General features: G+C 72.7%; 18 protein-coding genes and 4 pseudogenes. 6 read left to right on the forward strand and 16 right to left on the reverse strand.

Annotated features, from left to right (window positions below; genetic code table 11):
• Positions 1–18: 18 nt before the first annotated feature.
• Together ACWCQ1_RS11520 and ACWCQ1_RS11525 are read right to left on the reverse strand one after the other, a co-directional pair.
• Positions 19–1,045 (reverse strand): annotated as a pseudogene (locus tag ACWCQ1_RS11520) (SDR family oxidoreductase).
• Positions 1,046–1,069: 24 nt separating this feature from the next.
• Entirely contained in the window at positions 1,070–1,615 is a 546-nt protein-coding gene (locus ACWCQ1_RS11525; protein WP_358596375.1) for a phage holin family protein, read from the reverse strand.
• A gap of 122 nt (positions 1,616–1,737) precedes the next feature.
• Here ACWCQ1_RS11525 and ACWCQ1_RS11530 point away from each other — a divergent pair, with 122 nt between their 5' ends.
• Positions 1,738–2,085, forward strand: coding sequence for a VOC family protein (locus ACWCQ1_RS11530; RefSeq protein WP_133041839.1), 348 nt, complete (start codon positions 1,738–1,740; stop codon positions 2,083–2,085).
• Positions 2,086–2,106: 21 nt separating this feature from the next.
• Here ACWCQ1_RS11530 and ACWCQ1_RS11535 read toward each other — a convergent pair whose 3' ends face one another.
• Positions 2,107–4,035 (reverse strand): DUF5107 domain-containing protein, encoded by a 1,929-nt coding sequence (locus ACWCQ1_RS11535; RefSeq protein ID WP_451026351.1) that lies wholly within the window; start codon positions 4,033–4,035, stop codon positions 2,107–2,109.
• 40 nt (positions 4,036–4,075) lie between these two features.
• Positions 4,076–5,007: pseudogene (locus tag ACWCQ1_RS11540) on the reverse strand (arginase family protein).
• 61 nt (positions 5,008–5,068) lie between these two features.
• Between ACWCQ1_RS11540 and ACWCQ1_RS11545 the strand changes: the two are divergent.
• Entirely contained in the window at positions 5,069–5,416 is a 348-nt protein-coding gene (locus ACWCQ1_RS11545; RefSeq protein WP_451026352.1) for a DUF6204 family protein, read from the forward strand.
• On the opposite strand, the gene ACWCQ1_RS11550 is transcribed toward ACWCQ1_RS11545, so the two are convergent.
• The 11 genes and pseudogenes from ACWCQ1_RS11550 to ACWCQ1_RS11600 form a co-directional block, all read right to left on the reverse strand.
• Positions 5,394–5,948 carry a GNAT family N-acetyltransferase gene (locus ACWCQ1_RS11550; protein ID WP_133041836.1) on the reverse strand — a complete coding sequence of 185 codons (555 nt, stop codon included), beginning with the start codon at positions 5,946–5,948 and terminating at the stop codon, positions 5,394–5,396. The two genes, ACWCQ1_RS11545 and ACWCQ1_RS11550, sit on opposite strands and share 23 nt — an antisense overlap.
• 25 nt (positions 5,949–5,973) lie before the next feature.
• The gene (locus ACWCQ1_RS11555) at positions 5,974–6,909 is read right to left on the reverse strand and encodes a S66 peptidase family protein (RefSeq protein WP_133041835.1); all 936 of its coding nucleotides are present in this window, start codon (positions 6,907–6,909) and stop codon (positions 5,974–5,976) included.
• Positions 6,906–8,858 carry a prolyl oligopeptidase family serine peptidase gene (locus ACWCQ1_RS11560; protein WP_358596386.1) on the reverse strand — a complete coding sequence of 651 codons (1,953 nt, stop codon included), beginning with the start codon at positions 8,856–8,858 and terminating at the stop codon, positions 6,906–6,908. Before ACWCQ1_RS11560 ends, ACWCQ1_RS11555 begins: the two co-directional genes overlap by 4 nt.
• Positions 8,859–8,876: 18 nt before the next feature.
• Positions 8,877–10,181: a M20/M25/M40 family metallo-hydrolase gene (locus ACWCQ1_RS11565; protein WP_358596389.1), complete on the reverse strand. Its 1,305-nt coding sequence runs from the start codon at positions 10,179–10,181 to the stop codon at positions 8,877–8,879.
• A complete protein-coding gene (locus ACWCQ1_RS11570) occupies positions 10,174–11,007 on the reverse strand; it encodes a M55 family metallopeptidase (RefSeq protein ID WP_358596392.1) in 834 nt (277 codons plus the stop codon). The genes ACWCQ1_RS11565 and ACWCQ1_RS11570 overlap by 8 nt, the downstream gene beginning before the upstream one ends.
• A gap of 274 nt (positions 11,008–11,281) precedes the next feature.
• The gene (locus ACWCQ1_RS11575; RefSeq protein WP_358596753.1) at positions 11,282–11,362 is read right to left on the reverse strand and encodes a hypothetical protein; all 81 of its coding nucleotides are present in this window, start codon (positions 11,360–11,362) and stop codon (positions 11,282–11,284) included.
• Positions 11,363–12,060: 698 nt separating this feature from the next.
• Positions 12,061–12,786, reverse strand: coding sequence for a class I SAM-dependent methyltransferase (locus ACWCQ1_RS11580; RefSeq protein ID WP_358596395.1), 726 nt, complete (start codon positions 12,784–12,786; stop codon positions 12,061–12,063).
• 163 nt (positions 12,787–12,949) lie between these two features.
• Positions 12,950–15,442, reverse strand: coding sequence for a SpoIIE family protein phosphatase (locus ACWCQ1_RS11585; protein WP_358596398.1), 2,493 nt, complete (start codon positions 15,440–15,442; stop codon positions 12,950–12,952).
• A 141-nt stretch (positions 15,443–15,583) separates the two neighbouring features.
• Positions 15,584–16,174, reverse strand: a pseudogene (locus tag ACWCQ1_RS11590) (MSCRAMM family protein); the annotation flags it as partial.
• A gap of 65 nt (positions 16,175–16,239) precedes the next feature.
• Positions 16,240–16,407: pseudogene (locus ACWCQ1_RS11595) on the reverse strand (hypothetical protein); the annotation flags it as partial.
• 271 nt (positions 16,408–16,678) lie between these two features.
• The gene (locus tag ACWCQ1_RS11600) at positions 16,679–17,122 is read right to left on the reverse strand and encodes an SRPBCC family protein (protein WP_133041829.1); all 444 of its coding nucleotides are present in this window, start codon (positions 17,120–17,122) and stop codon (positions 16,679–16,681) included.
• A 192-nt stretch (positions 17,123–17,314) separates the two neighbouring features.
• Here ACWCQ1_RS11600 and ACWCQ1_RS11605 point away from each other — a divergent pair, with 192 nt between their 5' ends.
• From ACWCQ1_RS11605 to ACWCQ1_RS11615, 3 genes are all read left to right on the forward strand, one after another.
• Positions 17,315–18,373, forward strand: coding sequence for an Rv2578c family radical SAM protein (locus tag ACWCQ1_RS11605; protein WP_358596401.1), 1,059 nt, complete (start codon positions 17,315–17,317; stop codon positions 18,371–18,373).
• A gap of 135 nt (positions 18,374–18,508) precedes the next feature.
• Positions 18,509–20,086, forward strand: a complete 1,578-nt coding sequence (locus tag ACWCQ1_RS11610; RefSeq protein WP_358596404.1) for an alpha/beta hydrolase — start codon at positions 18,509–18,511, stop codon at positions 20,084–20,086.
• A gap of 58 nt (positions 20,087–20,144) precedes the next feature.
• Positions 20,145–20,543 carry a RidA family protein gene (locus ACWCQ1_RS11615; RefSeq protein ID WP_358596407.1) on the forward strand — a complete coding sequence of 133 codons (399 nt, stop codon included), beginning with the start codon at positions 20,145–20,147 and terminating at the stop codon, positions 20,541–20,543.
• Between the two features lie 66 nt (positions 20,544–20,609).
• Here the strand turns inward: ACWCQ1_RS11615 and ACWCQ1_RS11620 are convergent, their stop codons facing one another.
• Positions 20,610–21,203 (reverse strand): adenylosuccinate lyase, encoded by a 594-nt coding sequence (locus ACWCQ1_RS11620; RefSeq protein ID WP_358596410.1) that lies wholly within the window; start codon positions 21,201–21,203, stop codon positions 20,610–20,612.
• A gap of 390 nt (positions 21,204–21,593) precedes the next feature.
• On the opposite strand from ACWCQ1_RS11620, the gene ACWCQ1_RS11625 reads away from it, so the two are divergent.
• Positions 21,594–23,399 carry a 3-hydroxyacyl-CoA dehydrogenase family protein gene (locus ACWCQ1_RS11625; protein ID WP_451026353.1) on the forward strand — a complete coding sequence of 602 codons (1,806 nt, stop codon included), beginning with the start codon at positions 21,594–21,596 and terminating at the stop codon, positions 23,397–23,399.
• The last annotated feature ends 28 nt before the right edge of the window (positions 23,400–23,427 follow it).

Raw genomic sequence — 23,427 nt, forward strand, 5'->3', positions numbered from 1 at the left:
CGGCGATCCGCGTGCGGGTCAGCCCTGGCGGCCGCGGCGGCGCAGTCCGGTGGTCACCGCGGCGCCCAGCCCCGCGACCACCAGCCCGGCGCCCATCCGGGACCGGTTGCGGGACACCCAGTCCTGCGGACTGTCGTCGACCGCCTCGTCGTCGAAGCGCCCGTGCGCCCCGAAGTCCCGCCCGTGCACAACGTCCACCGGCGCCCACAGATTGCTCGGCCCGCCGTGCTCGCCGTCCTCCTGCTGGGAGTCGAACGCGGTCCGCGCCAGATAGCGGTCCAGGATCCCGGGCGCCACCGCGTTGGCGAGCAGGGTGGCCACCGTGGATCCGCCGACCCAGTACTCGCGCCGCCGTCCGTGCGAGGCCGCGTGCAGGATCGCCCGCGCCGCCACCTCCGGCTGGTACACCGGCGCGACGGGCCGGGCCTTGCCCGGCATCCGGTTCAACACCCAGTCGAACTGGGGGGTGTTGAGCCCGGGCATCTGCACCATCGTGGTACGGACGCCGGTGCCGCTGTGCAGCAGTTCGCACCGCAGCGACTCGTTGAACCCCTGGATGGCGTGCTTGGCCCCGCAGTACGCCGACTGCAGCGGGATCCCGCGGTAGGCGAGCGCGGAACCGACCTGCACGATGGTGCCCCGGTCCCGCGGCAGCATGTGCCGCAGCGCGGCCCGTGTGCCGAACACGTAACCCAGGTACGTCACTTCGGTCACCCGGCGGAACTCGTCCGCCGTGATCTCGGTGACCGGCGCGAACACCCCGGTGAACGCGTTGTTGACCCAGACGTCGATCTGTCCGAACGTGTCGGCGACCTGCTGGGCCGCGTCGTCGACGGCCTTCGCGTCGGACACGTCCACGGGCACGACGAGGGCCTCGCCCCCGGCGCGCCGCACCTCGTCGGCGGCCGCGGCCAGGCCCTCGCGTCCCCGGGCCAGCAGGGCGACCCGGTCGCCCTGGCGCGCCGAAGGCCACCGCCGTGGCCCGGCCCACACCGCCGCTGGCCCCGGTCACGACTACGGCCCTGCGGCCGCCCCGCACCGGCATTCCCCAGCGCTTACGCACCACGCATCACGCCCGGTGGTGCGGCAACTCGGGGTCGATGTCTTCCTGGCGCGGCGCCGGGGAGCCCGTCGCGGTGCCCGGTTCGCCCACGACCGGGGCGCCGGCCGCTCCGGCCGCGCCGCCCGGTGCGACGGGCGGCATCGGCGGAACGGGCGCTCCGCCCCCGGTCGGCGGGGCGACCGGCGCCGGCGCGCCGAACGCCCGGTCGCCCTGTCCGGCGGCCGTCAGTTCGGCCTCCCGCTCCGGCGTCGGCCGGGACCCGGACGGGTGGGCCATACCGCGCAGGACGTAGGCGACGACGCCCAGGACGGCAGCCGTGATCAGCGCGGCGGCCCAGTCGGGCAGACCGATGGCCAGGGCCAGGCCCACCGCGAGGGCGACGGCCGCGCCCGCGTACAGGGCGACGGCTCCGGACGCGGCGTACAGCATGGCCGTACGGCGCTGCTTGCGAGTCTGTTCGCGCAGTTCGTCACGCACCGTCTCGCGTGCCACCTGCGCCAGCTCGTCGACCAGGTGCTTGTCCAGATGCTCCAGATGATCCAAGCCTTCCATGCCCGCCGAGTACCCGTACGGACGGACGCATAACGCCTCGCGCACGGGAAGCCGCCGGGGACCGCTCCGGTCATCGGGGGAACGGATCACCTCCTCCCGCCGCCCCAACTAGGCTCTTGCGCATGGACATTCTGGGAGCCACGCTGCGGATCTGCGTCGACGACCTGGAGAGGGCGGTGCCGTTCTACGAGCGGCTCGCGGGCAGCAGAGCCCTCCGTTTCGAACGCGCCGGGGTGCAGGCGGCCGCGGTCGGCTGCTTCCTGCTGATGAGCGGGCCCGAGTCCGAACTGGAGGCGCTGCGCAAGGTCGCCGCGACGATCGCCGTCAAGGACGTCGAGGAGGCCCACCGGGTGCTGACGGAGCTCGGCGCCCACATCGTCGCGGGCCCGGTGACGACCCCGGGGGGCCGCAACCTGATCGCGATGCACCCGGACGGCACGGTGTACGAGTACGTGGACCGCAACGCGTAGCCGCGGCCCGGGTCCCGGGTCTCAGCTCTCCGCCGGCCGCATCCGGAAGTCGTAGTGCGCGGGCAGCGGCTCGTCGGTCAGCCGCGCCCACAGACGGCCGATCGACTCCGCCCCCTCGCGCAGGTCGGCGACCTCGAAGCCGGCCCGGAAGACGTCCAGCGCCTCCTCGGGGTGCCCCTCCGCGAGCAGCAACTGCGCCTCCGTCAGCCGGAACCGGCCACGCTCCCGCGTCGCCGGGTGCAGCCGGTCCCACACCGAGCGCGCCTGGGCGGTACGGCGTACGGCGAGCAGCGCGTCGATCGCCTCGCGGCCCAGCGCCGCGGTGGCCGCCGTCCACGACTCGCCGTTGTCGCGCCGTTCGTGGCACAGGTCGTCGAAGGCCTCGGCGTACCGGTCGGCGGCCCGCTCGTGGTACCCGTCGTCCTGGTCGGCGACGGCGAGGCAGCGCAGCAACGGCCAGAGCGACGGGGCGAGTTCGAGGGCCCGCTCCCAGCTGCGCACGGCCTGCGCCCGGTCGCCGGCGTGCCACTGTGCGACGCCCAGGTGGTACTCGGTGAGCGGGGTCGCGGGCGCGGTCTCCAGCATGTCCCGCCAGTGCGGGGCGACCAGCGTCTCGCCGGGCGGCCGCACCCGCCGCGGCTCGGGGAAGGACCCGGCGCGCAGCAGGTGCAGCCAGGGCGCCTGGGCCTCCCCGAGGGTGTCCTCGTCGAAGGGTGTGCCGGGCAACTTCCAGTCGGCGCGCAGCACTTCGAGCGCGCCCCAGCCGGATCCGGTGGCGAGGACCTCGCCGGGTTCGGCGTCGGCGTACGGCTTCCAGGCGGCGTACGCGGCGTCGACCTCGGCACGCGGCAGGGCGGCCTCCAGGCGGGCCTCCGCCGCGTCGGCCGCCTCGGGGGAGCTCAGCGGGCCGTACGCCTCCAGCCACGACATCTCGCTCTCCGGATCCAGCCGTACGTGCTCCAGCTGGGTCCGGGCGAGGCCGGCCTGGATCTCGAGGTAGCCGCCCGTGCCGCGTTCGGTGAGCCACTGCTGCCAGCGGCGTCCGCCGGGGCCCTGTCCCCAGAGGAACAGCTTGCGTCCGCGCAGCCCGTCCGTGGAGGTCTGGACGAGCCCGTGCCCGTCCTCGTCGAGGGCGGCGATCCACCGGCGCCGCGTGTCGGGCAGGTCGTAGAAGTAGTCGGCCGCGTGGCGGAGTTGCCGGATCTCGGCGTTCGAGGGCGCGGGCACCTTGCGCAGGCGCCGCTCGTACCCGAACCGCCAGGCCTCCTTGGCCGGGACCAGGATCCGGCGCTCCTCCGGGACCGCGATGTTGGACCACCAGTACGTGGGCACGGGCCGCTCGTGCGGATTGCGGACCCGGACGCCGACGTACAGGAAGTCGGAGCCGTCCGGGAGCCAGAGGTCGACCTGGAAGGGCAGATCGCGCAGGCGTTCCCACTCCCACAGACGGAGCATCTCGGTGCCGTCCGGGGCCGGGACACGGGCCGCGTGCAGGGGGGAGCAGGCGAGGGTGGTGTGGCCGGTGGCGCCGATGTTCCATTCGACGCCACCGGAGAACCAGGCGCCGTTGAGGGCGAAGTTCGCGGGCTGGAACACCGGTTTGCGGTACAGGAGTTCGCGCTCGGAAGGCTTGTGGATCAGGGAGGCGAGCCGGCCGCCGAGACCGGGCAGGACGGTGGCGCGCAGTCGGTCGTTCTCGATCACGAGGGCGTCGATCCCGCGGGGTCGGCGCGAGCGGCCGTACCCGTCCCGCACCCGGACGGGCAGGATGCCGCGCAATGGTCCGTGACCCGCCTGCCGGGCCATGTCCCGGGGCAGGTCGTCGCGGTCCCGGTCGTCGATGCGATGAACCTCGTGGAGCGGCCGCAGTGGGGGCAGCGGGTTGTCCGGGCCCAGTTCCGCTGCGGGCAGGGTCAGTACCTCACGTCGGATCGTCGTCACGATCACCATGGAAGCCGCTCACCGGGGAGCTGGCCAGGGGAGGTACCGGTCAGGATTCCGCAAAGGCGGACACGACGACGTCGGTGAGCAGCGCGCCCGCCGTCGCCTCCGGATCCAGGTCGGGGTCGTAGATGGTGATGTTGAGGCCGACGCAGTGCGGGGAGGCGAGCAACGTCCGCAGCAGGGCGACGAGTTCGCCGGGCAGCAGGCCGTCCGGGTCGGGGCTGTCGACGGCGGGCATCACGGACGGGTCGAGGACGTCGGCGTCCAGGTGCACCCAGAAGCCGTCCAGTGGGGGAACGGCGAAGGCCTCGGCGGTGGCCCGGGCGAGGGCGTCGGCGCCCCACTCCCGGATGTCCCCGACGGTGACCACCGGGATCTTCAGCGCGGCCAGTTCGGCCCGGTCCGTCTCGAAGCGGTCCCGGATCCCGAAGAACCGCACGTCCTCGTCCCGCAGATAGGGCTTCAGCCCCTCCAGATCGGTCAGGTCGTCCTGTCCGCGCCCGGTGGCGAGGGCGACCTCCTCGCCGCCCGCCGCGCCGATCCGGTCGGAGTTGCCGGGATGCCGGAAGTCCGGGGAGGCGTCCACGGCCACCAGGCCGTACCGTCCGATACGGCGCAGCGCGAGGGAGGCGCCGAGCTGGATGGAGCAGTCACCCCCGAGGACGACCGGGAAGTCCCCGGCGCGGACGTGCCGCTCGATCCGGTCGGCCAGCCGGACGGTGTACGAGGCGATGGCGGCCGCGTTGAAGACCCCGTCCCCCTCCCGCCACTCCCCCCGGTCGTACCGCGGCGGCACGACCACCCCGCCCTCCAGCGCGCCCAGCCTCCCCCACTGCCCTAAAGGCGTGGGGGGACCCCCAGCACGATCCGCTGCTCCCGCAACGCCCCGGCGAGCTTGTGGCACCCGGGCACCGTCCCGGGCGCCGGCGGCCGCAGCCCCAGGTTGGAGGGGGCGTCCAGCACGACGATATTCCGCATGCGCGTCATCCTCGCCGACGTAGAGTCGGCCCTTCAACGGAATTCAGCAGGGAGCGGGTGCATGAGCGAGCAGCACACTTACCGGGTGATCGTCCGGGGCACCTGGGACGGGCTGACCGAACAGGCGCGGCGGCGGCTGCTCGACGAGGCCGCCGAGCACGGGCTGGCGAGCATGCGCTTCAGCGAGGAGGGCTCGCTGACGTACGAGCCGGCGCCGCTGAAGCACTTCTCGATGCGCTACGTCGTCGTGTCCGACGCGGCGGACGGTGAGGAGATGGCGGGCGCGATCGCGGAGGACCGCGCGCAGACGCGGCTGCGGGAGCTCGGCTACGGCTTTCGCGCCCTGAAGTGCACGGTCACCGACCTCGACACCATGAAGATCAACGTCAAGCCCGCATCTCGGCGGTGATCGCCCAGCGCTCGTGGTCGCGCCAGGCGCCGTCGATGTAGATCATCTTCGGGGAGAAGCCCTCCAGCCGGAAGCCGCAGCTGCGGGCCAGGGCGATCGACCCGGCGTTCTGCGGCTGGGCGTTGATCTCCAGCCGGTGCAGCCGCATCGGGCCGAAGGCGTACCCGACGACGAGGTTCAGCCCCTCCCGCATCAGGCCCCGTCCGACGGCGTGCGCGAAGGCGCCGTAGCCGAGCGCCCCGCACTGGAAGCCGCCCTGGACGATGTTGTTGATGTTGATGAACCCGGCGATCGCGCCGTCGCCGTGCTCGCCGTCCTTCTCGCAGACCAGGAACCCGGCCTTGGTCGGGTCCTCGATCAGCCGGCCCGCGTAGGCGGCGTACGCGTCCGTGCCGTCCGGCGGGAACAGCCAGGGGTGGTGCAGGTCCTTGCTCTCGCGCGCGCGGGCCGTGAACTCGGCGCCGTCCTCGTAGGTGAAGTGACGTATCCCCACGCGGGGGCCTTCGGCGAGGTAGCGGGAAGCGTGTGGCATTCCGCCAGCCTACGGCTTGGACGGCTCAGCCCAGGGCCGGTTCGGCCAGGGTCAGCGTGCCCGCGTCCGCGTCGAGCTCGGCGGCCACGCCGAAGGGAAGGGTCAGCGCCCCTTCGCAGTGGCCGAACCCGAACTCCTCCGCCACCGGGACGCCGAGACCGCCGAGCCGGTCGACGAGCACCGCGCGCACCTCGTCGTAGGGACCGCACCGCGTCCAGGACCCGAGCGCGACGCCCCGGACGCCGTCGAGCCAGCCGCCGCGCAGCAGCTGGGTGAGCATCCGGTCGATCCGGTACGGCGCCTCCCCCACGTCCTCGATCATCAGCAGCCCGCCCCGGGCGCCCGCGCGCGCGTGGGGCGTACCGAGGTCGGAGGCGAGCAGGCTCAGACAGCCGCCGAGGGTCACGCCCCGCGCCCGGCCAGGGACCAGGGCGGTGCCTCGGGAGGCGATCGTCGTGACCGTCTCCGGGGCGAGAAGCGTGGCCCTGAGGTGCTCCTGCGCCCGCGCGTTCTTCACGAAGTCGACGCCCGCGGCGGCCGGCCCGTGCAGGGTGACCAGGCCCAGCCGGGTGGCGAACGCCTGGTGCAGCGCCGTGATGTCGCTGAAGCCCACGAACACCTTCGGTCCGGCGGCCCGCATCGCCTCCCAGTCCAGCAGGTCGGCCATCCGTTGCGCCCCGTACCCGCCCCGCGCGCACAGCACCGCGTCCACCGACGGGTCGCACCAGGCGCTCTGCAGATCGGCGGCCCGGTCCGCGTCCGTTCCCGCGAGATACCCCAACTGCCCGTGCCGGTCGAGGACATGGGGCGCCACGACCGGGTCGAGGTCCCAGCCGCGCAGCACGTCGAGCCCGGCCTGCACCCGCTCCTCCGGAACGGGCCCGGCGGGCGCCACGACGGCGACGCGGGCGCCGGGGGCGAGCCGGGGTGGGCGCCGGAGCTCTCGTACGGTTTCGCTCACTCCGACAGCTCCAGGGTCGGCACGCCGCTCGGGTCGAGTCCGAAGACCTGGGCGTAGAGGGAGAGTTCGGACTCCAGGACCCGGATCGTGGTCTCGGCCCGGCGGAATCCGTGCCCCTCCCCCGCGAAGGCGATGTAGGCGTGCGGCACCCGCCGCCCCCGCATCCGTTCCAGGAACCGTTCGCACTGCGCGGGCGGGCAGATCACGTCGTCCAGGCCCTGCAGCAGCAGGAACGGCACGGCGATCCGGTCGGCGTGCTCCAGCGGCGACCGCTCCGTGTACCGTCCGGGCACCTCCGCGCGGGGCCCCACCAGGGACTCCAGGTACTGCGACTCGAAGTCGTGGGTCTCCCCGTCGCCCCAGGTGGCGAGGTCGAGGACCGGGTAGAGGATCGTGCCGCAGGCGTAGACGTCGGTCTGGGCGAGCGAGGAGGCGGCGGTCCAGCCACCGGCGCTCCCGCCGCGGACGGCGAGCCGGTCGCGGTCGGCGGTGCCCTCGTCGGCGAGCGCGAGGGCGACGGCCGCGCAGTCCTCGACGTCGACCACGCCCCACTGCTCGCGCAGCCGGTCCCGGTACTCCCGGCCGTGCCCGGTCGAGCCGCCGTAGTCGACCTCGGCGACACCGATACCCCGGGAGGTGAAGTAGGCGATCTCCAGGTCGAGCACGAGCGGCGCCCGGCTGGTGGGACCGCCGTGCGCCCACACGACGTAGGGCGGCAGCTCGTCGGCGGGCGGGACGCACCCCGGGTTGTGCGGCGGGTAGATGTGGGCGTGGATGTCGCGTCCGTCGGGTCCCGTGAAGGTGCGGATCTGCGGTTCCGGGTAGTGGGCGGGGTCCACGGCGTCCTGGTGCTCGGCGCCGACGACCCGCGCCCGGCCGGTGACCGCGTCCAGCTCGACCACCTCGTACCCGCTGCGCGGACTGGCGCCGACCCCGACGACCCGCTCGCCGTGCACGGCGAGCGTGGGTGCGAACTCCGTCCAGGGGCCCGCCGCGTCGACCACCTCGCCGGTCTCCGGATCCAGGATGCCGAGCGCCCCCGCGCCCCGGCCGTGCACGACGGCGATCAGCCCGCTCTCCAGCGGCGCGAACCAGCGGTTGCCGAGCTTCCACAGCGGCCCGCCGAACTCCTCCTCGCGCGGGCACAGGGGTACGTCGTCGCGGTACAGGTTCCACCAGCCGGTGCGGTCGCTCGCGTACAGCAGGGAGCCGTCGGCCGCCCAGTCGACCTGCGCGATCGACTCCTCGGGCCCACCGGCGACCGTCCGCGCTCCCTGCAGGGTGCCGTCCTCGCCGACCCCGGCGACGATCAGCTCGGTGCCGTCCCAGGGCATGCGCGGGTGGTCCCAGGCGAGCCAGGCGGCACTGCGGCCGTCGGGCGAGAGGCGCGGCCCGGTGACGAACCGGTGCCGCTCGTCGGTGAGTTCGCGCACGGCACCCCGGTCCTGCGCGGCCGACCCGTCGAGCGGCACGGCGGCCGGCACCCGGCGCACGTCGGTGGATCCGTCGCCGGTGAACTCCTCCAGCACGGCCCACACTTCACCCCGCTCCGGCAGCAACTGCGGCTCGGCCCAGCGCAGTCCGCCGCCGACAAAGGAGACGGGGGTCAACGGGCTCGGTTCGCCGCCGGGTTCGCAGCGGTACAGCCGCTGGTCGGCGAAGTTCACGAACACCACGACGGGCCGGCCGTCCGCCATCGCGCCGGCCCAGGGGTGGCCGCCGTACTCGATGACCCGGCTGCGGACGTTCCAGGGCGCGGGCAGGACGGACTCCTCCCGGCCGTCGACGCGCCGCCGCACGAGGGTGCGCCGGCCGCCCTCACCGGGTCTCGGCTCGGTCCACCACGCCTCGTCGCCGACGAAGCCGACGTACTCGGGGTGCCCGTCGTGCGCGGCGGCGAGGGCCGCGTCGATGGGTGAGGGCCAGGAGCCGTAGGGCAGGGTGTGCACGTTCTCCCCAATGTCCGATCACGCCGTCCGCAGGAACCGGTCGAGTACCCGGACTCCGAAGTGCAGTGCCTCGACGGGGACGCGCTCGTCGACGCCGTGGAACATCGCCTGGTAGTCGTAGCCCTCGGGGAGCTTCAGCGGGGTGAAGCCGTAGCCGGTGATGCCGAGGCGCGAGAACTCCTTGGCGTCGGTGCCGCCGGACATGCAGTACGGCACGACGTGCCCCTCGGGCGCGAACTCCTCGACGGCCGCCCGCATCCTCGCGAACGTGGGCGTGTCCAGGGGCGCCTGGAGGGCGATGGACCGGTGGTGAAACTCCCAGTCGACGTCCGGACCGGTGAGCCGGTCGAGTGTGGCGCGGAACTCGTCCTCGGCGCCGAAGAGATACCGTCCGTCGACGTACGCGACGGCCTCGCCCGGGATGACGTTGACCTTGTAACCGGCGTCCAGCATGGTCGGGTTGGCGCTGTTGCGCACGGTCGACTCGACCAGCCTGGCGGCGGGTCCGAGCTTCTCCAGCAGCCGGTCGACGTCCTCGTGGCCGTCCTCGATGCCGTGGAGCGCGGCCAGTTCGTCGAGGGCCGCGCGCACGCTCGGGGTCAGCCGCGCCGGCCACTCGTACGCGCCGATCCGGGTGATCGCCGCGGACAGCCGGGTGACCGCGTTCTCCCGGTTCACCTTGGAGCCGTGACCGGCGCGTCCGCGCGCGGTGAGCTTCAGCCAGGCGGTGCCGCGTTCACCGGCCGCGATCGGGTAGAGCTGCCGCCCGTCGCCGTCGTGGAAGGTGAACGCCCCCGACTCGCCGACGCCTTCGGTGCATCCCTGGAAGAGGCCCGCGTGCTTGTCGGCGAGGAAGACGGAGCCGTCCCGGGCGCTGTCCTCCTCGTCGGCGGTGAACGCGACCACGATGTCCCGCCGGGGCCGCACCCCGCCTCGCGCCCAGTCCCGCACCACGGCCAGGATCATCGCGTCCATGTTCTTCATGTCGACGGCGCCGCGCCCCCACACGACCCCGTCGCGGACCTCCCCCGAGAAGGGATGCACGCTCCAGTCCCCGGCGCGGGCGGGTACGACGTCCAGATGACCGTGCAGGAGCAGCGCGTCGGCGGACGGATCGGTCCCCTCGACGCGGGCGACGACGTTGGTCCGCCCCTTGGTCCGCTCCAGCAGCACCGGCTCCAGTCCGGCCCCCGCCAGCTGCTCGGCCGCGTACTCGGCGGCGGGCCGCTCCCGGCAGTCCCCGCCGCCCCTGTTGCTGGTGTCGATGCGGATGAGGTCGGAGGTGAACCGCACGACCTCGTCCAGTGCCCGTTCGTCAGCCATACTGCTCCTCCACGGCGGCCGAGACGATCGTGGTGACCGCCTTGAAGGTACGGATGCCCTCGTACATGGTTGCGCTGGTGTACGTCACCTTCCGCTCCCCGATCCGGTCCACGCCCGGCACGACGGTGGCGGCCATCGCGAGATGCTCGGCGTCGAACTCGACCGCGATCGTGAACGGCCCCTCCTGCACGGGTTCCTGACGAACCGCCAGCCGTGCGGCCTCCTTGGCGGCGGCCCGGATGTCCGCGGCGGTCCTGGCCGGGGTACGGCACACGGCCGCGTACCGCGAGACATGGTCCTTGACGGCGACCTTCAACGCCTCGGGCGCGTACCCGAGGGCGTCCTCACAGGCCACATCGTCACCGGTGACGAGGACGACCGGGACGCCGTATTCGGCGACGACGTGCGCGTTCAGCAGGCCCTCGCTGGCCCGGACGTCGTTCAGCCAGACGCCGGTGACGGAGTTGGCGAGATAGGTGTGCGCGAGCACCCCCTCCATCCCGGCGCCGGCGTGATAGCCCACGAAGGCGATCCCGTCCACGTCCCCGTGCTGCACACCCTCCACCATGGACAGCGACTTGTGCCGCCCGGTGAGCATCTCGGCCCGCTCGTCGAGGTGTTCGAGCAGCAGGTTGCGCATCGTCGAGTGCGCCTCGTTGATGAGCACCTCGTCCGCGCCGCCGTCGAAGAAGCCCAGCACCGCGGCGTTGACGTCCGAGGTGAACAGCGAACGGCACCGCTCCCACTGTGACGCCCCCGGCATCACGTCGTCGGGCCACGTCACTCCCGTGGCACCCTCCATGTCGGCGCTGATCAGGATCTTCATGGGGGGCCACGTTACGCGCCGCGAGCTGGCCAGGCCATGAACCCGCTCGCAGGACGCGCTCGAACAGGTCCAGCAGCACGGCCCAGTGCCGCACCGTGGCCTCGGCGACGGGCGCCCGAACAAACGTCGGCGCGGCGGCGGTGAGGGCCCGGTCGAGGCGGTCGATCTGTTCGGCGGGATGGGTGGCGGCTGCCTGGTCGGCGTGGCCGAAGCAGAGCTCGGCGGTGACGCGTTCGGCCAGCAGGTGGGGGCTGTCCGGGGCGTCGGTCGCGAGCTACGCACCGTGGAAGCCGGCCGCGGCGGCGATCCGGTCCGGGCGGGTGCCCGCGGTACGCAGGGCGAGCCCGGCCCCCATGCAGTAGCCGGTGACACCGCCTTCCCGTCGACCCTCAGCGGGAAGGCGGCCAGCCAGTCGAGGCAGACGTCGGCGTCCCGCACAGCGTCCTTGGGCGTGAGGATCCGTGCGGCGGGACCCCGTCGCCGGATGATCTCCGGTCGCTCGGCCGGGTCGATCAAGTCCGGCAGGTCCACTACCGGTGCGGGGCCGCTGCGGTAGACAGGACGCCGTCCTCGGCGCCTTCGAGGGGCAGGACCGGCGGGTGCCGGACGCTCTGCCGGCCCGGCCGGCCGGGGAGGACGAGTGGACGGCCCTGCGGTGGGCGCTGGGCACGGTGTTCGCGCTGTCACGAGGTCCCCGCGGGCGCCCGATCCGACGGCGCACGCCGAGGTCCTCGCGATCCGCCGGTCCGCCGCCGACCAGGCGCCCTGGAGACGACCCGGCTGGTGCGGGAGACCCCGGCGCTGTGCGCACGGCGTCTGGAGAAGCGGCGGCTGGCGCCCGGTGCCGGCCGAGGCGCTCGCCGAGCGAGGAGGGGCGGCCGGCGCTCACCCGGTCGGTGCGGGCGCCCGTCGCCCTGGACCGCTGGCCGGCCTCGGTCCGCGGCCTGAATCTGGTGGCCCTACTGGACGAGGCCTTCGCGGCGCTGGGTCGGCGGGTCTCGGCGGCGTAGGGGCGGGCGCCGGAGTTCCTGCCCGCCCCTGCCACTCGTACCGTCAGCTCGTGCGGCCCGCCACCAGCCACTTCGACGGCAGTTCGATGCGGGTGCCGTCCGGGGCCGACTCCGTGGTGGTCAGCGGGAGTTGACCGGCCGCCAGGACGGTGAGACCGGCCGCGCGCAGATACTCGGGCACGGTGTCGTCGGCGACCTCGCCGGGGGCGATGCCGTGCCGGAAGATGGGCGCGAGCTTAGGCGGCGGCCCGGACGGGCCCTGTGCGAGGCCCAGCAGGACGGGCTTGGCCTCCTCGGAGAGTTCGACCAGGAAGAGCCGGCCCCGCTCGCCGAGCAGCGTGGCGATGCCGTCCGCCATCGGCTGCCGGTCGTCCGGATCGACCTGGTGGAGGACGCCCCGAACGTAGACGTTGGCGTCGCCGAGTTCGGCGTGCAGGGCCTGTGTCTCGGTCTTCTCGACGACGTCGAGCACCCGGTACCTCGCCTGTCCGGCGGGGTCGGCGTGCCGGGCGTGCTCGACCGCGGCCTCGGACAGGTCGGCGCCCACGACCCGCGGGAAGCGCCCGGCGAGGAACCGGGTCTGGGTGCCGTTGCCACAGCCGAGGTCCACCAACGCAAGACCGGGATCGGTCAGGTGCGGTTCGAACAGGGCCACATGGACACCGGCCGTCACGGCCGGATCCGCGTCCCAGAACACGGCCCCCTGTTCGTCGGGGGCCTCTCTCCAGAAGCCCTCCCAGGCCTCCCGGTACCGACTCGTCACGCTCATGCCGAACTCCCCAGGGTACGACGCCGAACCGCCTCAAGTGACGGGCCAGTACGGTCTATCGCGCCCGGATCGGCGCTACAAGCGCGTGGCGCATACCTTCACGCCGCATTCGATATGCGTACGCCCCCGCGCGCCTCGCGCGCCCCTCGGGCGCGCTCGGGGCTCAGCGCCGCGGCAGGCCGAGTTCGAACCAGACGGTCTTGCCGTCCTTCGTCCGGCTGGTGCCCCACTCCCGGGCCAGGGTGGTGACCACCCGCAGTCCGCGCCCGAGCGCTTCGGTGGCGCCCGCGCTCAGCAGGGTCGGCAGCTCATGGTCGTCGTCGTCCACCTCGCACAGCAGGGTGTCGCCCCGCACCAGCCGCAGCTCGACGGGCCTGCTGTGGGAGTGCCGTACGGCATTGGTGACCAGCTCACTGACCATCAGCTCGGCGTTGTCGGCGAGTTTCGCCAGCCCCCACTCGTGCAGCCGCTCCCGGACCGCGGCACGCGCGCGTGCCACCTCGGCCGGGTCGAGGGCGAAGCGCCACTCGGCGACGTCGTCCTCGTCGATGCCGTTGAGCCGTGCCATCAGCAGGGCGACGTCGTCCTTGCGGCCGCCGCGTGTGTTGAGGGCGCGGATGATCGCGTCGCAGGCGTCGTCCATGGAGGCGGCCGGGTGGGCGGCGGACTCGCTGAGCGTCGCCAGGCCGACACCGATGTCCTCGCCGCGCACCTCGACCAGTCCGTCGGTGCACATCACGATCCGGTCGCCGGGCTCCACGCGCACGCGTACCGCCTCGAAGGGCACCCCGCCGACGCCGATGGGCGCGCCGGTCGGCAGGTCGAGCAGCTCACTGCGGCCGTCCTCGGCGCGGACCAGCACGGGCGGGATGTGGCCCGCGTTGGCGATGTGCAGCTCGCTCGCGATCGGGTCGTAGACGGCGTAGAGACAGGTCGCGAGGTAGGAGTCGCCGAGGCGCTGGGCGAGGTCGTCGAGGTTGCGCAGCAGTTGGGCGGGCGGCAGGTCGAGGGCGGCCATGGTCTGTACGGCCGTGCGCAACTGGCCCATCATGGCGGCCGAGTTGAGCCCGTGGCCCATGACGTCGCCGACGACCAGGGCGGTGCGGGCGCCGGGCAGCTTGACCGAGTCGAACCAGTCGCCGCCGACGCGCCCGAGGAGCGTGCCGGGCAGATAGCGGGTGGCGATGTCGCAGCCCGCCATGCGCGGCGGGATGTGCGGCAGCATGCTGTCCTGGAGGGTCTCGGCCACGCTCTCCTGGTAGGTGTACATGCGCGCGTTGTCGAGCACGAGGCCCGCGCGGGCGGCGAGTTCGGCGCCGGTGACCCGGTCCATGTCGTTGAACTCGGCGCGCTCCGGGTGGCGCAGCAGGATCATGAAGCCGAGGACGACGTTGCGCGCCTTCAGCGGGACGACCAGCATGGAACGGTTGTTGATCAGCGGCCGGATGTCGCGCTTCTCGAACTGGGAGGCGATGGCGTGGCCCATCTCCTCGCTGATGCGGGGCACCAGGACGGGCTCGCCGGTGGTCATGCACTGGAAGAACGGCGTGTGCGCGGGGAAGGGCATGGCCTCGCCGACGGGGACGACGTCGTCCCAGCGGCCGGGTTCGTCGGTGTGCTCGACGGCCACCCGGTGCCACATGGTGGTGGTGTCGGGCACGCCCTCGGGGAAGCCCTCGCCCGCGACGACCTGTTCGCGCAGATAGGTGCCGGCGACGTCCGTGAAGCGGGGGACGACGGCCTTGCTGACCTCGATGATGGTTTGCGCCAGGTCGAGGGAGGTGCCGATGCGTCCGCTGACCTCGTTGAGGAACTCCAGGTGCTCGCGGACGGCCGCGTACTCCAGGTCCTCGCCCTCGTCGGTGAGTTCCCGCGGTATCGGCAGGCCCTCGGCGGCGGCCTGTGCGGCCCGCTCACGGCGGGCCCTGCGCTCGGCACGCCGGGGCACGCCCCAGTCGGGGGTGACGGGCACCCGGTCGTTCTGGCTGAACTCCAGGACGGGGTAGCCCAGTTCGAGCACCTGCGCGACGATGCGGGCGCTTTCGTCGACGCTCATGCTGGGCAGGATCTCGGGCAGCCTGCGGGCCAGTTCCTCGGCGCCGGGGAAGTCGGTGTGCAGGGCGAAGGCGGGGGCGATGCGCTCGAAGGCCATGCCGTCGTCGGCCCCGTCGATCCCGTCCGACTCGTCCGGGCGCAGTCCCGCGGTGTCGGCGGCCAGCACCAGCAGCCGCTCCTCTCCCGGGCCCACCAGGGGGTACGCCCACCACAGCACGTCGACGCGGTTCCTCTCGGGGACGGTCAGCCGCGCGCGGCCCGCCGCCGGGTAGGAGAGCCCGCCGTCGAGGGAGGACTCCAGGCCGGGGCCGAGGCCGTCGTAGGCCGAGTACGCCCCGTAGGACAGGACCTCGTCCTCCTCGGGCAGCACTCCGGACACGGGCAGCAGATCGACCGCCGGGCGGCCGATCGCCTCGTCCTTGGGGACACCGAACAGACGCCGTGCGCCCGTGCTCCAGTGGGAGACCAGTCCGGAGCGGTCCACCACGACCACGGCCAGCGGGATGCGGCCGGCCGGGGCGTGCTCCGCCACCGCGCCGTTCCCCGCTCCGTGGCTGGGAGGCGTGTCCCTCTCGGTGCCACGGTCGCTGCCATGTTCCATGGCCCAGGCCCTCTCTCCCCACGGCTCCGCAAGATCTGCCGCCTACTCCACCGTACGGCTCCGCCCGGTGGTGATGTGCGCCAACGCGGGAATTGGTCTTCCGCGACCGCCTCCGCGCGCCGGGCGCACGCCGGGCTGCCGTCAGTCCTCGTGGCCCAGTTGCAGGTCACGCTCGGTCCGTCCGCCGCCGGCCACCTGGAGCACGGTGGCGACCGGCGGGTAACCCGCGGCGATGACGGTGTACTCGCCGGAGGACAGATCCAGGAACCGGAACGTTCCGTCGGGTCCGGTGGTGAGGGTGTCGACGACGTTGCCCGCCGCGTCGAGCAGCGTCACCCCGGCGTCCTCGACCGGCCTTCCGCCGCCCGCGCGCACGGTCCCCCTGAGCACGGCGCCCCCCGCGAGCTCGACGTCCTGGCGGGTCTCCCGGGCGGCCTGGACGGTGACGGGGAGCGCCGCCGGGCGGAAGGCGGGGGCGCTCGCGGCGAGCGTGTACTCCCCGGCCACCAGCTCGCTGATCACATAGCCGCCCTCACGCGAGCTGCGGGTGGTGCCGACGACCTCGCCGCGCACGTTGGTCAGGGTGACGGCGGCGTCCCGGACGCAGGTGCCGTCCACGGTGTGCACGGTGCCGGCGAGGCGGCCGGCCCCGCCGAGCCCGATGTCGAGGTCGACGGGCCGTTCGCCCACGGTGACCGTGACGGCCTGCGGCTGGTGGCCGCCCGCGGCGGCGGTCCCGCGAGGGCGGCGCCGACCACGAAGACGACGATGGCGAACTGGAAGACGCCCTTGCGGCCGAGCAGGTCGCCGAGCTTGCCGTAGACCGGCAGTCCGACCGTGGCCGTCAGCAGGGACGCGGTGATCGCCCAGGACATCCGGTCCAGGCCGTGCAGCTCGCCGACGATCTTCGGGAGCGCGGTGGCGACGATCATCTGCTCCAGCGCGGCGAGCAGCAGCGCCAGCATCAGCCCGAGGAAGACCAGCCGCACCCGGCGCGGGGTGAGGTGGACGCCGGCGACGGCTGCGGGGACGTGGCTCTCGGCGGGAACCACGCCGGGTCCGTCCTGCACCAGAGTCGTCCCGCCCACGTGCCGCTCCCCTCGTCGCGCCTGCCCCGTGATTGCCGCCTGAGGCGACAACTACGGACAAGCACGACGAGTTACGGCAGACCGGCCTGGCACACCGAGATCCACTCGAACCGGTGAGGGCGGTCAACGCCCGCGGATTCCGCGGGACTTACTTCTCGGTCTCGGTGGCCAGCCGGGCGAGCACGGCGTCGTAGATCCGGCCGAGGCCCTTGGGCGCGAAGGTCTTCTCGAAGAAGCCGCCGATACCGCCGGCGCCGTTCCAGACGGAGGTGACGACCACGCGGGACTTGCCCTCCCCGGCCGGGGTGACCGTCCAGGTGGTGACCATGGAGGAGTTGCGGTCCTTCTCGACGAGCTGTCCGTCGGTGGGCTCGCTGACGTCCAGGAGGCAGTCGCGCACCCGCTTGCTGGTCGCCTGGAGCTTCCAGTGGACGAGGGTGCCCTCGCCGTCGCCGCCCTCGCGCACCTCGTACTCGCTGAAGTGCTCGGGCAGCAGCTTCGCGCGCGTGCCGCGGTAGTCGGCGAGGGCGTCGAACACCTTCTCCGCGTCCGCCGCGACGACCCGCTCCGTAGTGGCCTCGACCTGCGCCATCGATTTCCTCCAGGACTTGCTCTCTCGGGGTTGGGGCAAGCCAACCACCCCCGCCCACGGCCCCCCAAATCGGGGGGCCGGAGAGGCGCACGAAGCGATCTCCTGGGCGTGCGAAGCGATCGGAAAACAGCACTTGCACTGGAAATCGAACAGGTGTTTCACTGCTGGGGCAGGTGCTACCGAGGAGGCGTCATGCGCTGGGAGAACCTCACCGTGGAGTCCGGCGGCCACAGCCGGGCGGCCGACGCCGCGCTGTTCGGCGCGGACGCCGTGGTCAGCCGTACGTTCGACACGCCCGAGTTCCGCGGGATCACCTTCCACGAGGTGCGGGCCCGTTCGATCATCAACCGGGTGCCGGGCGCCTCGCGCATGCCGTTCGAGTGGACGATCAACCCCTATCGCGGCTGCTCGCACGCGTGCGTGTACTGCTTCGCCCGCAAGACGCACACCTACCTGGACCTCGACTCGGGCCTGGACTTCGACTCGCAGATCGTGGTCAAGGTCAACGCCCCGGAGCTGCTGCGCCGCCAGCTGGCCTCGCCACGCTGGCACGGCGAGCACATCGCGATGGGCACCAACGTCGACTGCTACCAGCGCGCGGAGGGCCGCTATCGCCTGATGCCGGGCATCCTGTCCGCCCTGCGCGACCACGCCAACCCCTTCTCGATCCTGACGAAGGGCACGCTGATCCTGCGCGACCTCGACCTGCTGGTGCAGGCCTCTCAGGTGACGGACGTCGGCATCTCCGTCTCGGTCGGCTTCACCGACCCCGAGCTGTGGCGGACCGTGGAGCCCGGCACGCCGGCCCCGGAGCGCCGCCTGGACGTCGTGCGCACACTCGCCGAGCACGGCATCGGCTGCGGCGTCCTGATGGCCCCGGTGATCCCGTTCCTGAGCGACCACCCGGCCCAGCTGCGCGCCACCGTGCGTGCGATCGCGGCCTCCGGAGCCACCTCCGTCACGCCCCTGGTGCTGCACCTGCGCCCCGGCGCGCGGGAGTGGTTCATGGCCTGGCTGACCCACCATCACCCGCAGCTGGTGCGCCGCTACGAGCGCCTGTACGCGGACGGCGCCTACGCACCCAAGTGGTACCAGCGCCGGATCACCCGTCAGGTGCACGAGCTGGCCCAGGAGTACGGCATCGGGCCCGCGCGCGCGGGGATGCCGCGGCGGATCCGTCCGCCGGAGCCCGCCGCACCGGAGAGGCCCGAACCGGGGATGTCCGAACCGACCCAACTCACGCTGATTTGAGAGCGTTCGAGCGCATCCGCCGACCCGATCGGGTCAAGTATTGCCAGAACGAGTTCTTCCGGGACTGCTTTCCGGGACGATGCGGCGAGGACCGTGACACGCGCGGCCCGAAACCCTCCGTCCTGGGAGGACCCCATGAGAAAACGCGCAGCCGTGCTGTGCGGCGCCGCGGTCGTCGTGGCCGGGACCGTCACGGCCGTCCCCGCCGACGCCAGCGCGGCCAGAACCGCCGACACCGCTCCCGCGGCGAAGCTCACCTGGAAGAACTGCGGCACCACCGACTATCCGACGCTCCAGTGCGCGTCCCTCAAGGTGCCGCTCGACCACCGCGCCCCCTACGGACGGCAGATCACGCTCGCCCTCTCCCGCGTGCGGCACACCGCCAGGACGAGCCAGGGCCCGCTGCTGGTCAACCCCGGCGGCCCCGGCGGCAGCGGCCTCACGCTCGCCGGGTTCGTCGCGACCTCGCTGCCGAAGGCGGTCGCCGCCCAGTACGACGTCATCGGCTTCGACCCGCGCGGGGTGGGCAAGAGCAAGCCCGCCCTCGACTGCAAGCCCGGCTACTTCAACCCGGTGCGCCCCGATTCGGTGCCGAGCACCCCGGCCCTGGAGAAGGCCAACCTGCAGCGCGCCAAGTCCTTCGCGGCGGCCTGCGGAAAGAAGTACGCGGACCTGCTGCCGTACATCAACACCATCCAGACCGTGCAGGACATGGACTCCATCCGCGCGGCGCTGGGCGCCCACAGGACCAGCTACTTCGGCTACTCGTACGGCACCTACCTCGGCGCGGTCTACGCCAAGCTGTTCCCGCAGCGCGTCAAGCGCCTGGTCCTGGACTCGATCGTCGACCCGACCGGCGTCTGGTACGAGGACAACATCGGGCAGGACTACGCCTTCAACGACCGGCACCGGGCGCTGATGTCCTGGATCGCCAAGTACAACTCGACGTACAAGCTGGGCACCGACCCGGAGAAGATCGAGGCCAAGTGGTACGCGATGCGCAGGGCGCTCGCGAAGAAGCCGGCCGACGGCAAGGTGGGCGCCTCCGAACTGGAGGACACCTTCATCCCCGGCGGCTACTACAACGGCTACTGGCCCTACCTGGCCCAGGCGTTCGCGGCCTATGTGAACGACAAGAACGCCGATCCGCTGGTGGAGGCGTACGAGAACTTCGCCGCCGTGGACGCGTCCGGGGACAACGGCTACAGCATCTACACCTCGGTGCAGTGCCGTGACGCCTCCTGGCCGCGGGACTGGAACCAGTGGCGCAAGGACAACTGGCGGGTCTACGAGCGGGCGCCCTTCATGGCCTGGAACAACGCCTGGTACAACGCGCCGTGCGCGTTCTGGCCCACCGACTCGCTGCGGCCCGTCAACGTCGCCAACGGCAAGCTGCCTCCGGTGCTGCTGTTCCAGGCGACCAACGACGCGGCGACGCCGTACGTGGGCGGTCTGACGGTCCACCGGCTGCTGGCCGGCTCGAGCTTCGTGGTCGAGCAGGGCGGCGGCAACCACGGCATCACGCTGAGCGGGAACGCCTGCCTGGACAAGTACCTCGCGAACTACCTGTCGAACGGCACGGTGCCGCGCAGCGGACGGGAGATCGACGCGGTCTGCCCGAAGCTGCCCGACCCCAAGCCGCTGACCGCGAAGGCGGCGTCGACGTCCGCCCGCGGCTCGGCACTGCACGGCCTGGTCGGCTTCCGCGGCTGACGGCCCCACGGCTCCCTCGGGGGCGGTCGTCGTCAGACCCGTGGTCCACCATGGACGCATGAGTGAGCTGACCAGGATCACCGCCCCCGACGGGGTCTTCCCCGCCGCCCAGTACAGCCACGTCGTCATGGGCACGGGCCGTTTCGTCGCGATCGCCGGCCAGCTGGCCCTGGACGAGAACGGCAAGCTCGTCGGCGAGGGCGACGCCGAGGCCCAGGCCCGCCAGGTCTTCGACAACCTCGGCCGCTGCCTGGCGGCGGCCGGCGCGACCTTCGACGACGTCGTAAAACTCACCTTCTTCGTCACGGACATGGCGCACATGCCCGCGATCCGCGAGGCCCGCGCCGCACACATACCGGACGACCGCCTCCCCGCCGCCTCCGCGCTCCAGGTGGCCTCCCTGGTCCGCCCCGAGTTCCTGATGGAGATCGAGGCGTTCGCGGTCGTGAGCACCTGAGCGGTCAACGGGTCCTGTACGGCGGGGCGCTCCGCGCCTGACGCGTTGTCAGCGCTCTCAGCGCTCTCAGCGCTGTCCGGGCTGTCCGGGCTGTTTCGGGATGCGGGACAGGGCCCGTACCGCCGCCTCCGCCAGAGCCGGGTGGGCCAGGGCCTCGTTCAGGACCGGGCGCGCGCGGGCGTCCTCCAGGGTGCCGAGGCCCTCCACGCAGGCGAGGGCCACCCGGCGGTAGGGGTCATGGGGGTGCAGGCGTCGTTGCAGGGTGGTGATCAGGGCCGGTACGGACTCGGGGGCGCGCAGCCGGGTCAGGAGGCGGACGGGATGCAGGGCGTAGGCGACACGAAGTTCGTTCGTGGCGAGGGCGGCGGCCGCGCGGGCGGTACGCGGGTCGCCGAGGCGGGCGAGGGCGTACGCGGCGGAGGCGCAGCGCTCGGGATCGCGGTGGTTCAGCAGCAGGACGAGGGATTCGAAGGCACGGCGGTCGCCCGCGAGGCCGAGGCGGAACGCGGCCAGTTCCCTGGCCCACAGCGGCTGCCCCGGCTCGGTGAGGACTCCGGCCAGCTCGTCGAGGTCGTCGGTCGCCATGAGCCGGTCGTGAACCGGGGACCCTCCGGACTCCCGCCGTGAACGCTCCGTGAGTGATCGCAACTCTTCGTCCATGGTTCCGAGATTAGTGGGGCGCTCCGGTCTGTCGGGACGTACGTCACAAACACGGGGGCTGGCGCGCTCGTTACCCACCGGTTAAGCTCAGACGAGCGAGTCACCCACTCGCATTCGCTGACGACGGCCTGGTGACGCAGCCGCCGTCAGAGCAGTCGGTTCGGTACCTCAGGTACCGCACGACCCGGCCCCGGGACAGGGCCGGTCGGACACCACCGTTCGCTCCAGGCGTGTGCACGCCCACGGCGACGGCACCGGGCGTGTGCGCTCGCAGCCCGGCAACACCCGCACTTCTCCACGCACCCGGTGCGCCCGGGCCCGCTTCGGCCGGCCCGACCCGGCGCACCCGGGCGCGCTCCCAGTCGTCACCCTCATTCCTGGAGTCCCGCGATGGCCACTCCCCTGTCCGACCCTTCCCTGTCCCCGCTGAGGACCATTGCCGTCGTCGGTCTCGGCACCATGGGCACCGGTATCACCGAGGTCCTCGCCAAGGCCGGCCGCGAGGTCGTCGGCATCGACATCAGTGAGGCCGCCGTCGCCAAGGCGGTCACCGCACTGGAGGCCGCCACCGCCCGCGCCGTGGAGCGCGGCCGGCTGACCGAGCAGGAGCGCGCCGATGTGCTGGCCCGCGTCAGCACCTCCACCGATCTGCGCGCCGCGGCCGACGCCGACCTGGTCATCGAGGTGGCCCCGGAGTCGTACGAGATCAAGCACCAGATCTTCCGTGAGCTGGACGGGATCGTGCGCCCGGAGACGATCCTGGCGACCGGCACCAACGCCCTGTCCGTGACCCGGCTGGCCGCCGACTCGGCCCGTCCGGAGCGCGTGCTCGGCCTGCACTTCTTCAACCCGGCGCCGGCGATGAGGCTGGTCGAGGTCGTCTCCTCGGTCCTGACCGCGCCCACCGCCGTCACGGCCGTCACCAACCTCGCCCTGGACCTCGGCAAGGAGCCCGTCGCGGTCGGCGACCGGCCCGGATTCGTCGCCGACGGGCTGCTCTTCGGCTACCTCAACCAGGCCGCCGCGATGTACGAGGCCAAGTACGCCTCCCGCGAGGACATCGACGCCGCGATGCGCCTGGGCTGCGGTCTGCCGATGGGCCCCCTCGCGCTGCTGGACCTGATCGGCGTCGACACCGCCCGTACGGTGCTGGAGGCCATGTACGCCGAGTCCCGCGACCGGCTGCACGCCCCCGCCCCGATCCTCAAGCAGCTCAGCGAGGCGGGCCTGACCGGCCGTAAGTCGGGGCGCGGCTTCTACACCTACGAGGCCCCCGGCAGCGCGACCGTCGTGCCGGACGCGCTGACGCCCCTGGCCGGCGACCTGGGGGTCCCCGGCCGCCCGGTCGGCGCGGTCGGTGTCGCGGGCTCCGGCACCATGGCGTCCGGCATCGCCGAGGTCTTCGCCAAGGCGGGCTATGACGTCGTCCTGGCCGCCCGCAGCGAGGAGAAGGCCGAGGCGGCCAAGGCCCGGATCGGCAAGTCGCTCGCGCGCTCGGTCGACAAGGGCCGGCTGTCCGCCGAGGCCGCCGCGCAGACGCTGGAGCGGATCACCCCGGCGGGCTCGTACGAGTCCTTCGCGGACGTCGACCTGGCCGTGGAGGCGGTCGCCGAGGACCTGGAGATCAAGCGGCAGCTGTTCCAGACGCTGGACAAGATCTGCAAGCCGGGCGCGGTGCTGGCCACCACGACCTCCTCGCTGCCGGTCGTCGCCTGCGCCCGCGCCACCTCGCGTCCGCAGGACGTGATCGGCATGCACTTCTTCAACCCGGCGCCCGCGATGAAGCTGGTCGAGGTCGTCCGCACGGTGCTGACGGCCGAGGACGTCCACTCAACGGTCCGCGAGGTCTGCGTCAGGATCAGGAAGCACGCGGTCGACTGCGGCGACCGCGCGGGCTTCATCGTGAACGCCCTGCTGTTCCCGTACCTCAACAACGCGATCAAGATGGTCCAGGAGCACTACGCGTCCCTGGACGACATCGACGCAGCGATGAAGCTGGGCGGCGGCTACCCGATGGGCCCCTTCGAGCTGCTGGACGTTGTCGGGCTCGATGTGTCCCTCGCGATCGAGAAGGTCCTGCACCGCGAGTTCCGCGACCCGGGCCTGGCCCCGGCCCCGCTCCTGGAGCACCTGGTGGCCGCGGGCTGCCTCGGCCGCAAGACCGGCCGCGGCTTCCGCGAATATGCCCGCCGCTGACGGCGTCGGCGACTGGTTCACAGCGGAA

This window comes from Streptomyces sp. NPDC002144 (genome assembly GCF_053593695.1).